This is a genomic window from Martinezella rhizogenes (genome assembly GCF_027460065.1).
Classification (GTDB): Bacteria; Pseudomonadota; Alphaproteobacteria; order Rhizobiales; family Rhizobiaceae; genus Agrobacterium; species Agrobacterium rhizogenes_C.
On sequence record NZ_JAPYZZ010000005.1, the window covers coordinates 193,978 to 208,381 of the forward strand.

10 protein-coding genes are annotated in these 14,404 nt (G+C 60.0%); 1 reads left to right on the forward strand and 9 read right to left on the reverse strand.

Translation table 11 applies throughout. The features are described from left to right. Positions 1–509: 509 nt before the first annotated feature. Positions 510–1,403: a LysR family transcriptional regulator gene (locus O8B93_RS10600; protein ID WP_080827809.1), complete on the forward strand. Its 894-nt coding sequence runs from the start codon at positions 510–512 to the stop codon at positions 1,401–1,403. 70 nt (positions 1,404–1,473) lie between these two features. Here the strand turns inward: O8B93_RS10600 and O8B93_RS10605 are convergent, their stop codons facing one another. The 9 genes from O8B93_RS10605 to O8B93_RS10645 form a co-directional block, all read right to left on the reverse strand. Continuing rightward, positions 1,474–2,427: a substrate-binding domain-containing protein gene (locus O8B93_RS10605; protein ID WP_080827810.1), complete on the reverse strand. Its 954-nt coding sequence runs from the start codon at positions 2,425–2,427 to the stop codon at positions 1,474–1,476. 72 nt (positions 2,428–2,499) lie between these two features. After that, complete coding sequence (locus tag O8B93_RS10610) at positions 2,500–3,501, reverse strand: ABC transporter permease (RefSeq protein ID WP_269709766.1); 1,002 nt, start codon at positions 3,499–3,501, stop codon at positions 2,500–2,502. Between the two features lie 52 nt (positions 3,502–3,553). Further along, positions 3,554–5,077 carry a sugar ABC transporter ATP-binding protein gene (locus O8B93_RS10615; protein ID WP_269709767.1) on the reverse strand — a complete coding sequence of 508 codons (1,524 nt, stop codon included), beginning with the start codon at positions 5,075–5,077 and terminating at the stop codon, positions 3,554–3,556. Between the two features lie 193 nt (positions 5,078–5,270). After that, a complete protein-coding gene (locus tag O8B93_RS10620; protein ID WP_269709768.1) occupies positions 5,271–5,894 on the reverse strand; it encodes a TetR family transcriptional regulator in 624 nt (207 codons plus the stop codon). A 116-nt stretch (positions 5,895–6,010) separates the two neighbouring features. Beyond that, positions 6,011–9,145, reverse strand: a complete 3,135-nt coding sequence (locus tag O8B93_RS10625) for an efflux RND transporter permease subunit (RefSeq protein ID WP_269709769.1) — start codon at positions 9,143–9,145, stop codon at positions 6,011–6,013. A 12-nt stretch (positions 9,146–9,157) separates the two neighbouring features. Beyond that, entirely contained in the window at positions 9,158–10,348 is a 1,191-nt protein-coding gene (locus O8B93_RS10630; protein ID WP_405049053.1) for an efflux RND transporter periplasmic adaptor subunit, read from the reverse strand. A 343-nt stretch (positions 10,349–10,691) separates the two neighbouring features. Further along, positions 10,692–12,197 (reverse strand): sensor domain-containing diguanylate cyclase, encoded by a 1,506-nt coding sequence (locus O8B93_RS10635; protein ID WP_269709771.1) that lies wholly within the window; start codon positions 12,195–12,197, stop codon positions 10,692–10,694. A gap of 170 nt (positions 12,198–12,367) precedes the next feature. Continuing rightward, positions 12,368–13,192 (reverse strand): bifunctional allantoicase/(S)-ureidoglycine aminohydrolase, encoded by an 825-nt coding sequence (locus O8B93_RS10640; RefSeq protein WP_269709772.1) that lies wholly within the window; start codon positions 13,190–13,192, stop codon positions 12,368–12,370. A 91-nt stretch (positions 13,193–13,283) separates the two neighbouring features. Next, positions 13,284–14,327: a class I SAM-dependent methyltransferase gene (locus tag O8B93_RS10645; protein WP_269709773.1), complete on the reverse strand. Its 1,044-nt coding sequence runs from the start codon at positions 14,325–14,327 to the stop codon at positions 13,284–13,286. Positions 14,328–14,404 lie beyond the last annotated feature (77 nt).

Here is a 14,404-nt window from a genome sequence, read left to right on the forward strand (position 1 = left end):
GAAAAATCCGGAGGACAAAGGACGCTCGAGATATGCATTCGAATCAGCCGGTGGAGGCGCAGAATCGATAGCATACGCTCAAGGCGTGAATATGAACGATGCCCTGCCAGAGCATCATTCGGCTTTGTCTGCCATCGATTGGAGGGATTGACCCGACCGCACTTCAGGCAATGATGGTGTGCCTCTTCAGTACCCCGGCTGATGGAAAGCCGGCAGAGAACCAGAAAGGCCCGCACCGTCGTTGCTTCATATGTCCTCGCATTTCCCGGTTGGCCGGAATAGCGACTGGAGGGGTTAGTTCCAGGTACCTTACCTAAATCCTCACCACATCGAGGAATCGGCGGACACACATGGGCACGTGCGACTTTGGGCAGCACGGGAGATAAGAATATTCGCAGTCATAATCAAGAGAATTTTTTCATCAAAGCGCGGATTTTTTCGGCAGTGAATTTAGGGTTGAACAGTCACGCCCCAGCGTTCAATTATATGGAACGAACCGGAGGATTTCCATGGACACGCTCACCCGCATCCGCGCCTTTATCGATGTCGTCGAAGCGGAGGGGTTTTCCGCCGCCGCCCGCAAGACCGGGCGTTCCAAGGCGCTTCTGTCCAAATATGTCCGGGAGCTTGAGGATGATCTCGGCGCGCTGCTTCTCAATCGCACCACCCGGCAGTTCTCGCTGACCGAGGCCGGGCATACCTATTACCGCACCGCCTCCGACATTTTGAAGGAGATCGACAACCTTGCCGATCTGGTGCGCGAAAAGAATGCCGATCTCAAGGGCAAGCTCAGGATCTCGGTGCCGCGAACCTTCATCGACGCCGATGTCGGCCAGAGCCTCATCGATTTCGCCAAGGAGAACCCGGAACTGGTGCTGGAAATCGTCGCCGATGACCGATTCGTCGATCTGATCGAAGAAGGCTTCGACCTTGCGATCCGTATTACACGGCTGGAGGATTCGGGCCTCATTGCCCGTAAGCTTTCCGACTTCCGGGTTTATGCGGTGGCGACGGCGGATTTCGTGGCGAAACACGGGCCGCTCGACGGGCCGCAGGATTTTGCCCGAGTGCCCTTCATCATCGACACCAATACCCGCTTTCATAATACCGTGCGTTATTTCGAACCGGATGGCGGCTCGAACTCGGTCGCCATCAGCGGGCCGATCGAGGTGAACAGCCCGCAGGCAACGTTGCGCGCCGCTCGCGCCGGGCTCGGCATCGCCATGGTGCCGGATTTCATCGCTCGGCCGCATATCCAGTCCGGTGAGCTCGTGACCCTGTTCGATGACTATATTTCCAAGGATCGCGGCATCTATGCGGTCTATCCGCACCGCCGTTACCTGCCTGCCAAGGTGCGCAGTTTCGTCGACTATCTCTCGGCATGGTTTCGCAAGAGCGGCTGAGGAATGGTTTTCATCAGCTACCAAATAAAAAACGCCCGCCTTTTGGCGGGCGTTTTCATGTGCGGGATTCTCAGAACGGCGAATCCGGGAAGTAGAACTGCTTGGCATTGTCCTTGGTGATGAGCGTCGCGTCGAGAATATACTCGCCGGCAACCGGCACCTGATCGTAGAAATGACCTGCTGTCAGCTGCATGGCGGTCGCCACCATCGCCGGCGGATAAAGCACGTCGACCGGCACCAGCTTGTCGCCGTCCATGACCTTCTTGATCATGTCCTTGGAGCCGGCACCCGCAACGATATACTTGATATCGGTGCGTTTCGCCTGCTGGATCGCTTCCAGCACGCCGATCGCCATGTCGTCGTCCTGACACCAGACCACGTCGATCTTCTTGTATTTGGTCAGATAGTCCTGCATCACGCGGAAGGCGTCGTCGCGGTTCCAGTTGCCGTACTGGCGGTCGAGAACCTTGACGCCGGAGCCGGCGATACCCTTGTCGAAACCATCCTGGCGCTGCTGGTCGATCGGGATCGGCAGGCCGCGAATGACCACCACTTCCGCGTCAGGCGTGGTTTTCTTGATGTATTCGCCAGCCACCTGTCCAAGTGCCGGGTTGTTACCAGCAACATAGAGATCGCGGATCGAATTGTCGTTGACGCTCGGCGCGCGGTCGACGAGCGCGACGAAGGTGCCCTTATCCTTGATTTCCTTGATGGCATTGACGAGCGGATCGGGATCCGACGGCAGCACGACCAGCGCGTCCAGCCCCTGCACCGCAAGATCCTGAAGCGCGTTTGCCTGGTTGGCGGCATCCGGCGAGGTCTTGACGATGACGTTGAGCCCCGGATGCTCCTTCATCAGGAGTTTTGCCACGCGCTCGGCGTGGTAAACGACGCCCGCCGTCCAGCCATGGTCGGCCGCCGGAATGGACACGCCGATCGTAACCTTCTTGTCCTGCGCATGAGCAGAACCCGCAAGGACGGCAGCCAGCGCGACAAATGCCACGCCGATGAATTTTCTACGCATAGTCTCTTTCCTCCCAAGACCGGGGCGTTCCTCCTCCAACCGCACCTGCCCCACATGGCGCGGCGTGATACGTCACCTGCGGCTGAGCGAGCGCTGCACCAGCATGGCGATGATGATGATCGCGCCCTGAATGGCGCCGATCAGATATTCGCTGACGAAGTTAGACAGGATCATGATGTTGCCGACGATCTCCAGAATGAAGGCGCCGCAGATCGTGCCCCAGATGCGCCCTACCCCACCCCGCAGCGCCGTGCCGCCGACAACGACGGCGGTGATGGCCTGCAACTCCCACAACATGCCTGTCGTGGCCGAGGTGGAAGCGAGACGCGGCACGTAAAGCAGCACGGCAACCGCGACGCAGAGCCCCTGAACCACATAGGCAATTGTGCGGACCCGGACGACGGAGATGCCGGAATAACGCGCCACGTCCTCGCTGGAACCGACGGCGGTCAGATGGCGGCCGTAACGGGTGCGGTACAGCACGAAGGCGGCAATGGCGGCCGTCACGAAAATCACGACGACCGGCACCGGCACGCCGAGGATATTGCCGAAATAGACCGGACGATAAAGCGTCTGGATGTCCGGGTTGCGCAGCGTGATCGCTCCGCCCTGCGACAGCCAAGTGGTCAAGCCGCGATAGATGCCCATGGTGCCGAGCGTGGCGATGAAAGGCTCGATGCGGCCGATGGTGGTGATGAGACCGTTCGTCAGCCCGCAGGCCGCCCCGATGGCGATCGCCAGCGCCATGGCCGTGAGCAGCATCAAGAGTGGGCTGGCAATGACGCCGCTGTTCATGAACAGGATCATCAGGCTGGCGACGAAAGCGACCATGGCGCCGACCGAAAGATCAAGCCCGCCCGACGTGATGACGTAAGTTGCGCCAAGCGCGATGATGGCGATGAAGGCGCTGCGGGTCACGACATTCAAGAGATTGTCGATGCCGATGAAATTTGGATTGGCGATGGTGCCGAGCACCAAGAGCAGGGCCAGCGCCACGAAAGGCGCAACGGCGCGCAGGTCCCAGTCCTTCGAGGTCTTCGGCGTTTTGCCGTTATCAAGTGCGGCCTCAGTCATATTTCCCCTCAATTGTCTTTTCTTCAGGCCTTGTTCGAATAACAGGCGGGCCTCAGGCGAATTCCTGCGTATGAACGCCCGTCGCCAGCGCCACGATGTCGTTTTCGGTCATCCGCTCGCCCGCCACCTCGCCGACGATCCGGCCCGAACGCATCACCAGAATACGGTCGCAGATGCCGATCAACTCCGGCATTTCAGAGGAAACGACGATGATCGATCGCCCCTCATCCGCAAGGTTCGCGATGAAACGGTAAATCTGTTCCTTGGTGCCGATATCGATACCGCGTGTCGGCTCATCGATGATGACGATGGACGGATCGAGCAGCATCATCTTGGCGAGCAACAGCTTCTGCTGGTTACCGCCGGACAGCTGGCCGGCGAGCAGGTCCTTGCGCCCGGTTCGGATGTCGAAATCGCGCACAGCGTCGTCGAGCGCCTGCGCCTCGCGACGGATATCGATCTGAAACAGCCGGCTGAACTTGCTGAGCGAAGCGAGCGTGAGATTGACCCGCAAATCCTTGGTCAGCAGCAATCCCTTGCCCTTGCGGTCCTCGCTCAGATAAACGATGCCGGCCTTCAGACTGTCCTCCGCCTTTGCGAAATGCACAGGCTGACCGAGATGGCGGATATTTCCGCGCCCGGCCCGCAGGCCGAGGACACCTTCCATCAGCTCCGTTCTGCCCGCCCCCACCAAGCCCGCAAAACCGAGGATTTCTCCCTTGCGAAGGCTGAAACCGGCATCCTGCGCATAACCGGGAACGGTGAAATGCTCCACCTGCAGAACCGGTTCTTGCTCTCCGCCGGCGTTCCTGTCCGGATAGAGCTTGGCGACATCGCGCCCCACCATCAGCCGCGCCATATCGGCCGGCTCCAGTTCCGATGCCGTATGTGAGGCGACCAGCCGGCCATCGCGCAGGACAGTCACCCGGTCGGCGATCTCCTTCACTTCAGGCAGGCGGTGCGAAATATAAAGCACGGCCACGCCCTTGGCCCTGATGTCCCTGATAACGTTCAGCAGCGCATCGGTTTCGATGGGCGTGAGGCTTGCGGTTGGCTCGTCGAAAATGACGACGCGATGCGGCACGAGCAGAACACGGGCAATCTGCACCAGCTGCCGCTGGGCAATCGAAAGGCTACCGACGATGGCATCTGGATCGATCGTGCCACCGAGATCGGCTATCGCCCTGCGGGCTCCTGCTCGCATGGCCCGGTCGTCCATCATCGGGCCCCGGCGCAATTCGCGACCAAGATAGATATTCTGCGCCACCGTCAAATCCGGCGCCAGCAATATTTCCTGATGCACGAGGACGATGCCGCGATGTTCGGCGTCCACCGGTCCGCTCAGCGTAACGGCTTCGCCATCGATGCGGATTTCCCCGCTCGACGGCTTCTCATTGCCGGCCAGAAGCTTCATCAGCGTCGACTTGCCGGCACCGTTCTCACCGATGATCGCGTGGACCTCGCCGACCCGCACCGCAATCTCGATATCCTTCAGGACCTGTACCGGACCGAAGGACTTCGACAGCCCAACCGTCCGGATCAGGGCCGGGTCTGGAGATTCGTCAGCAAAAGCCATCAGCCGTCACCGATATCCAGCGGAAACGGACGGCACTTGCCCCTTGATTATACCTGAAATGACCATCTTCGAACTCCTCCCAAAGCTCGAAGAAGAAGCTAGCGTCCGTTTTGAGGTACGTAAAGCAATTTTCGCCTGTCTTTTAGAATACACTCAAATTTGACCGGCGCGGCAGGATCAGGCGGCGCTTCGTTCACGGCGCTGGAGGACGCTGAAACCCCTTCATGAGGCGATGCATGGCCTCGGCCCCTTCCTTGACCAGATCGAAACGTTGACCGAACAGCAACCAGTCGTAAACAATGCCTTTCAGCATCCAGTAAAGCGCACCAAGCGCCGATTCCGCCGTCCAATTATCATTAAAGACACCCTCTGACTGTACACGCTGAAAAGCGGCCTCCAGCACATCTTTGTGGTGACGGTCCAGCTCTTCCTGTGCATGCAGGACCGGGGCGAATTCGTCGGAATAATTGGTACGCAGACTGATCGTCATGATGCGCTGGCGTTGTTCGTCTTCCGCCAGAAGCGCAAGCCACTTGCAGGTCGCTTCCTCGATCTTGGCCAGCAGTGCCGTCCCCTTGAGGTCCGGATCGCCAAAATCCAGCAGATCCGATTCCGGCAACGCCACGGATTCGTAAAGTCCGATAAAAAGGTCGGTCTTGCTGGAGAAGTGCCAGTATATTGCCCCGCGGGTCACCCCGGCCGCGGCCGCCACTTCGTCCAGCGAACTATTGGCCACGCCCTTTTTGAAGAACACCCGCTCGGCAGCGGCAAGGATCGCCTGACGCGTCTCTTCTGCCTCGGCCTTGGTTCGGCGCATGCTGATGTCTCCTTTCAACCACGGCACGGTGCTTTCGCACCGTGCCTCTTTGCGGTGCCGGGCTGTCAATCAGATGAATGCTTTCATCGGATATCAACCCGGCCTTCCCATTCGTTTTATTCGGCCGGCGACACGGCGTCAGCAGCAATCTCGCTGCCCTTCTTCCGATCCCCGAAAATCTTCATGACAAAAACGAAGAACACGGGAACGAAGAAGATCGCAAGGATCGTCGCCGAGATCATGCCGCCGAGAACGCCGGTGCCGATGGCGTTCTGGCTCGCCGCGCTGGCGCCCGATGCAATTGCCATCGGCAGCACACCAAGCGAGAAGGCGAGCGAGGTCATCAGGATCGGCCGGAAACGCAGATGCGCCGCCTCCACCGTCGCATCATAGGTGGATTTTCCTTCCGCCCGCAAATCCTTGGCAAATTCGATGATCAGGATCGCGTTCTTGGCCGAGAGACCGATGATGGCGACGAGGCCGACCAGGAAGTAGACGTCGTTTGGCATGCCGCGCAGCATCACCGCCGCCACCGAACCGATGACGCCGAGTGGCACCACCAGCATGACAGAGAGCGGAATGGACCAGCTTTCGTAAAGCGCCGCCAAAAGCAGGAAGACGAACAGCACGCTGAGGCCGATCAGCGCCGGCGCCTGCGAGCCGGACTGAATTTCCTGCAACGACTGGCCGGTCCATTCGAAACCGAAACCGCCAGGCAATTCGCGCGCCAGACGCTCCATTTCGGCAATCGCATCACCGGAGGAGTAACCCGGTGCGGACTGGCCGCCGATACGGATCGCCGGATAGCCGTTATAACCGACCACCTGCGAGGGACCGCGCACCCATTCCACCGAAGCGAATGAGCTCACTGGCACCATGCCGCCATTGGCATTGCGGACGTTGAGGTTCAAAAGATCCTCGGTCTTCATGCGCTGGCCCTGCTCCGCCTGCACGGTCACACGCTGCATGCGGCCGGCATTGGGGAAGTCGTTGACGTAGGACGACCCCATATTGGCGGAGATGGTGGCGTTGATGTCGCTGAAGGTTACACCGAAGGTATTGGCCTTTTCACGGTCGATGATGAGATTGACCTGTGGCGAATCCGGCATGCCTTCGACGCGCAGGCCGGCGAGAACCGGGCTTTGTTGCGCCGCCGCCATCAGCTGTGCTCCGGCGGCGCTCAGCGCCGCCTGTCCCGCACCCGCACGGTCCTGCAGGCGGAAGGTGAAGCCGCTGGAATTGCCAAGACCCTGAATGGGCGGCGGCGACAGCGTGAAGGACATGGAACCCGGCAGGCCCCACAGCTTGCCATTGATGCGTTGTGCAATGGCGGCGGCAGAATCCTCCGGTCCGCGCTCGCTCCAGTCCTTCAGCGTCGCGAAGGCGAGACCGGCATTCTGGCCGGAACCGGAGAAAGAGAAGCCCGACACCGCGATCACGCGATCGACCGCCGGTTCCGCCAGGAAGATCTTTTCGATCTGCTGGATGGATTGCAGCGTGCGTTCGCTGCTGGCTTCCGCCGGCGCCTGGATGTCGACGATCAGGTAACCCTGGTCTTCGTTCGGCAGGAAGGAGCTCGGCAATTGCATATAGGCCCAGCCGAGACCGGCAAGCAGCGCCGCATAGATGATCATGAAACGGCCGGAACGCTTGATGATGCTGCCGACCGAAGATGAGTATTTATGCGAGGCCTTGTCGAAGCCGCGGTTGAACCAGCCGAAAAAGCCCTTCTTCTCGTGGTGGCCGGCCTTGATCGGCTTCAGGAACGTCGCGCAGAGCGCAGGCGTGAGCGACAGCGCGAGGAAGCCCGAGAACAGGATGGAGACCACCATCGTCAGGCTGAACTGCTGGTAGATGATGCCGACGGCGCCGGGGAAGAAGGCCATGGGCACGAACACCGCCGTCAGAACCAGCGTGATGCCGATGATGGCGCCGGAAATCTGTCCCATCGCCTTGCGGGTGGCCTCCTTAGGCGACAGATGTTCTTCCGCCATGATGCGTTCGACATTTTCGACGACGACGATCGCGTCATCGACGAGAATGCCGATGGCGAGAACCATCGCGAACATGGTGAGCACGTTGATGGAGAAACCCGAGACATACATGATGGCGCAGGTGCCGAGCAGCGCCACGGGCACCACCAGTGTCGGGATGATGGTGTAGCGGATGTTCTGGAGGAAGACGAACATCACCACGAAGACGAGGATGATTGCCTCCACCAGCGTGTTGATCACCTTCTGGATCGAGATTTTCACGAAGGGGCTGGTGTCGTAGGGAATCTCATATTCCAGACCCGCCGGGAAATACCGCGACAGCTCCTCCATGGTGGCGCGCACGCCGTCGGAAGTCTGCAGCGCATTGCCGGTCGGCGACAGCTGCACGCCGATGGCCGCACTGGGCTTGCCGTTCAGGCGGCTGGAGAAGGCGTAGCTTTCGCCGCCCACTTCCACCCGCGCCACATCCCGCAGCCGTACGGAGGAACCATCCGGATTGGCGCGCAGCACGATGGAGCCGAACTCCTCCGGCGTCGTCAGCTGGCCCTGCACATTGACGGTGGCCGAAATCTGCTGGCCGATGGGGTTGGGCGATGCGCCGATGCGGCCTGCCGCAACCTGCGAGTTCTGCGCCTGAATGGCGGAGATGACGTCGGACGAGGTGAGGCTGAGGCCGAGCATCTTGTCCGGGTCCATCCAGATGCGCATGGAGCGCTGGGTGGCGAACAATTGTGCACTGCCGACACCCGGCACGCGGCGCAATTCGCCGACCACGTTGCGGCTGAGATAATCACCGAGGCCGATGGCGTCCGTATTGCCATCCACGGAGGTGAGCGCCACCATCATCAGGAACGATGTGCCGGCCTGTTCGACGCGCAGGCCCTGCTGGGTAACCGCCTGCGGCAGACGCGGCTGCACGCGGGCGATGCGGTTCTGCACCTCCACCTGCGCTTCACCGATATTGGTGCCCGGCGCAAAGGTGACGTTAATGGAAATGCTGCCAGAGGATTCGGAAGTCGATTCGAAATAGAGAAGACCCGGAACGCCGTTCAGTTCCTCCTCGATGGGACGCGTCACGCTCTGGTAAATGTCCTCGGGCGCAGCACCCGGATAGTTGGTGCCGATCGAAATCTGCGGCGGGGCCACATTCGGATATTGCGCAATCGGCAGCATGGGAATGGCGAGCAAACCCGCCAGCATGATGAAGATGGCGACGACCCAGGCAAAAATGGGCCGATCGATGAAAAAACGTGCCATGGAAGTCGGTCCTTATTGCTTCGCGGCCGGGGCAGCACCCTCGCTGCCGGCGGCGGCAGTGACATCGGGCTCCGCAGACCACGGCTCAGGCTTCACCTTGGCGCCCGGCGCAGTTTTCTGGAAACCTTCGGCAACGACACGGTCGCCATCGTCAAGGCCTTCCGAAATCACCCAGCGGTCGCCGATGGAGCGGCCGACGCTGACGCGCCGCTGTTCGACGGTGTCTTCGGCATTGACGACAAGTACGCTTGCCTGCCCGCCCGCATCGCGCTGCACCGCCTGCTGCGGCACGGCAAAGGCCGCCTTCTCAATGCCCTGCTGGATCTGGACGCGGACATACATGCCCGGCAAAAGATCGCCGTTCGGGTTGGGGAATTCGCCGCGCAGCGTCACCTGGCCGGTGGTCTCATCCACCGCCGCTTCGGAGAACAGCAGGCGGCCGGAAACCGGATAACGGCTGCCGTCATCAAACAGCAGGTTGACTTCGGCCTCGTTCTGGCCGGTCATCAGCTGGCCGTCCTGCAGCGCCTTGCGCAGGCGGATGAGGTCGGCGGCGGGCTGGGTGAAGTCGGCATAGATCGGATCAAGCTGCTGGATCGTCGCCAGGCTTTCCGAACCGGTGGCGCTGACCAGCGCGCCTTCGGTGATGCGCGCCCGGCCGATGACGCCGCTGATCGGGGCCTTCACATCGGCATATTGCAGATTGAGCTTTGCTTCCGCAACGCCGGCCTCCGCAACCGTCACTTCGGCATCGGCCTGCGCCAACTGGGCGACCGCATTGTCGAACTCCTGCTGCGAGCCGACATTGGACCGGCGCAGCTGCTGCTGACGGTCAGCGGTCTGGCGCGCCTGCAGTTGCGCGGCCTGCGCCCGGCGCAACGTGCCTTCGGCGCTGTCGACGCGCACCTGGAACGGCGCGGGATCGATCCGGTAGAGGACGTCGCCTTCCTTCACCAGCGAGCCCTGCTCGAACACTCGTTCGACGATGATGCCCGAGACGCGCGGGCGCACTTCGGCAAGCCGCGTCGGCGCGATGCGTCCCGGCAATTCGTTGGTGATGGGCAGCTCTTCCGGCTTCACGGCCACGACCTTTACCGCACCGGGCGGCGGGGCACCGGGCGCGGACGCCTGCTCGTCGCTACATCCGACCAGAACGATGCCTGTCAACAACACCGCTACGATCTGCCCAAATCTCTTCGCCATACTGCGCTCCGAATCCATAAAATAGGTCACATTTACATACATACTAAGACGTATGTAAAATTTCGGCAATAGGATTGTTGCAGTGCAAAAGCGCCCTCACGCGCTTGTGAAGAAGAGCGCGGCCCTAACCGGACACCAAGGAAGAGTGACATCGTGAAATGGGAGGGAGAGTCAGGCCAATCGCATCAACGCCATCCTCGGGCTTGTCCAGAGGAGCTGCAACATACTGATTTTGTTGACGTGTTTAGATCTTTGGGACAAGCCCAAGGATGACGTCGAGATGATGCAACGTCGCAGCAGACAAGAACACTCCGCCCCTTGAAACGACCTCGCCGCTTTATCCTCAGAAGAGGCGTTTCAGGGAGGTGGTTTCCGACTGCGGACCGCCCTTCGTCGTGTCGCTATTGTCGGCGGACCTGCTGCGCAGGGCCGCATAATAGGCGTTCTTCTGCTCGTACATATTCATGTCGGCCCGGCGAACCAGCGATTCCATGGTCTCGCCGGCTTCGCTGGTCGCCACGCCCAGCGACAGGCTGAGCGGCGCGCTGGAATAGAACTGATTGTTGATCTTCAGCAGTTCATAAACCGTCTCGACCATGGCGGCGGCAATCTGCCTGTCGGCGCCGGGAAGAAGGATGGCAAATTCGTCCCCGCCGATACGGGCGGCATGGTTCGGCGCGGTCACCACGCCGTTCAGCACCTCGCCCACCCGCCGCAGCAACGCGTCGCCGGCATCATGGCCGAGCTTGTCATTGGCTTCCTTCAGGCCGTTGAGATCGATGACGATGGCAGAAACCGGCCTGAGCGCGCTACGCTCCAGCCGGTTCAGCTCGTCCGAATAAAAAGCGCGGTTATGCAGCTTGGTCAGCACATCGTGCTTGCCGAGATATTCGAGATAGGCTTCCGCCTTCTTGCGCGCGGTAATATCCGTCAGTGCCACCTGCACCAGCGACCAATCCCGTTCATGGCCGGGGAAGACGGAAAAATGCAGGAGAACGTGCCGCTCCGAACCATCAAGCGCATAATTCACCACCTCGCGGTGGTGGGTCAGATTACCGTTCCAAAGCTCCATCAGCTGTTCCCGGAACGGTTTTTCCATCTCGCCACGGAAAATATCGCCGAGCCGCTGTAACAGAACCTGTTTATCCGGGGCGCAGAAGAGGTCGAGCGTCGCGCGGTTGACGTCAATGACGCGGATTTCACTCATGCATTGCCGCACGAATTCGGGATGCACATCCATGAACACCCGGAAATCAACAATACCGCGATCCCTGACCTCCTCGATGAGCCGCCGTACCCGGCTGAAATCTTCCACCCAGAGGGAGACCGGTGAATGTTTGAACATGCCTTCGGCGTAACGGCGGTTGAGAAGCTCCTTGCGGCGGGCTTCCTCGCGCTCCGTCACATCCTCGGTGGTCAAAAGCAGCCGGCCGAGCGTGTCCTCGTGGCCGGGTATGACCGCGCCGCGCAGCTGGATATCGAGCCGCCTACCCCCGATCGAATAGTTCACCGCATTGCTGGTGAACTCCGTCCGCCCCGCCCAGAGTTCGGAAAGCTCGTTCACATGGCTTTCCAGCATGTCGTCGCGAAAAATCCGATGCAGATTATCGACGAGATGCGTCTGGTCGCGCGCTTCGAACAGTTCCAGCGTCTTGGCGTTGACCTCTATCACGCGGATTTTCTGCGAACAGGCCGCCACCCGCGATAGATCCTCCAGAAGAAATGCCCTGATATCCTCGACACCCTCAGCCCGCCAGATATCGAACTGACGCTTCACCTCGCTGAAATCTTCGATCCACATCGCCACGGGTGCAAGATTGAACACATTGGTATCGAACGTCTCACTCATACGGGCATTCTTCTCGAAAAGTAGATGCAGGCGGATGCCGGAATGTTACGGAACGGCGACAACCGTCCGCATATCAGGATTTATTAGGGATATTCGATTTTACGCAAGCATTTATCGCGCAAACCGCCGGATTGCGCGATAAATCACGGGGTTTCGCCGATGGATGCCCGTTACCAGAGCTTCACATGGCGGTTCACATCCTTGTAAAGCAGGTAACGGAACCGGCCCGGCCCGCCCGCATAACAGGCTTGCGGGCAATAGGCGCGCAGCCACATGAAGTCGCCCGCCTGCACCTCCACCCAGTCCTCATTCAGCCGGTAGACGGCCTTGCCTTCCAGCACATAGAGGCCATGCTCCATCACATGGGTTTCCATGAAAGGTATGGTCGCGCCCGGCTCGAAGGTGACGATGTTGAGATGCATGTCGTAGCGCACATCTTCCGGATCGATGAAGCGCGTCGTCGCCCATTTGCCATCCGTGTCAGGCATGGCCGACATGGCGTTCTCATCTTCATGCGTGAAGATTGCTGGCGGTGGCTCAAGACCATCAACCGCCTGAAACGCCTTGCGGACCCAATGGAACTTGACGGGCGCCTTGCCCGAGTTTGTGATCTGCCAGCGCGCACCGGCCGGCAGGTAGGCGAACGAGCCCTCCCGCAGCGCATGCTGCGCGCCCTCGAAGGTCACTGTCATTTCGCCGTCGACGACGAAGATCGCCGCCTGCGCCCTTTCGTCCGGCTCCGGCCTGTCGCTGCCGCCGCCCGGCTGCACCTCAACGATATATTGCGCGAAAGTCTCGGAAAAACCGGTCATCGGCCGGGCGATGATCCAGGCCCGTGTGCCCGTCCAGTGCGGCAGCACGCTCGTTACGATATCGGACATCACGGTCTTGGGGATGACGGCATAGGCGGTCTTGAAAACAGCCTTGCTCGACAGCAGTTCCGTCTGCCCCGGCAGACCGCCCATATCCGAATAATATCTCTTCATTTCAGCCATTCCATTCTGCAACGCATTCGGCGCGGATTCTTAGGCCCGCGACGGGGTTTAATCAAATGGTTATTGGCAGGCGGAGGCCGGCCGAAGGATGTCACGCCTTCTTCCGCATCGTCGCGTAGACGATATTGTGGTTTTCGCCGAAAAACACCTCCGCCTCTATGCTTGAGGGGTCGGCGCTGGCATTGACGATCCGCCACATATCCGCCTTGGAGCGCAACAGCAGCGCCCAGTTCATGAAGGTTTCCATGTAGCCATCGACGACGATGTCTTCAGAGAAATTGGCGAAGAGGAACATGCCGCCGGGTTTCAGCATCTCCATGCAGCGCCGTGTCAGCTTGATCGCCACACGGTCGTTCAGATAATCATAAAGACCCGCCGCATAGATGAGATCGAAGCTGCCGAGTTCCTGTGTCCGCAGAACGATATCGCGCACCGAACCGTCGATCGCCTCGATGCAGGTGCCGTTGAAATCGCGCGCGACGGAACCGACGCTGAGCGGGTCCTGATCGAGCGCCACCCAGCGCTTGATCCCGCCTTCTTTCAGCGCTGCGGAGGCATCGGCCTCGCGCAGATGGCCGGAGGCGATGGTGAGGATCTCCGTCTCCCTACCGTGCCGGGCGGCGGCCTCGTCAACAAATCGCGTCAGCAAATCGCGCCGCTCGCGCACGGCGACCGAGGAACTGGCATCCTTCGTATAGTCGTAAAGGGCCGCGCCAAGCGGGGTCGCTTTGTTCACCTGTTCGGCGACGCTGGGATGGCCATAGATGAAATCCAGCAATTGCGCGTCGCCCGAATAACCGCGCGGCTTTTCAAAGGACCAGCGCGTGAACGGGTCTTCCAGAAAATGGCGTGACACGGAGTGATTCTGTACCAGCGGAATCAGTTCAGCCCACACGCTGGAGTGGAGCTTCTCTCGCAGGAGATGAAGTGCACCCGCCGTTCTATGTATTATCTCACGTGCTGAAACACGATTGTCGAATTGCTGTTGTGCCAATTCGAGAATGAGCGCCACCTCTGCTTTCGCAAGTGCGAACTGCTCATCGAATGTTTCCGTTTTGCGCGCAAAAATCTCTTTTGCGACAGTATCCGGGGTAATCAGACTTGCCCCGTCAAGATTTTTCTTCTTTACCCGCACTACATCAGCCTCCAGGATTAACACATTGTTAACTATACGTTTCTGGGAGACGGATGGCCACTCGCTTTCGATTTTTC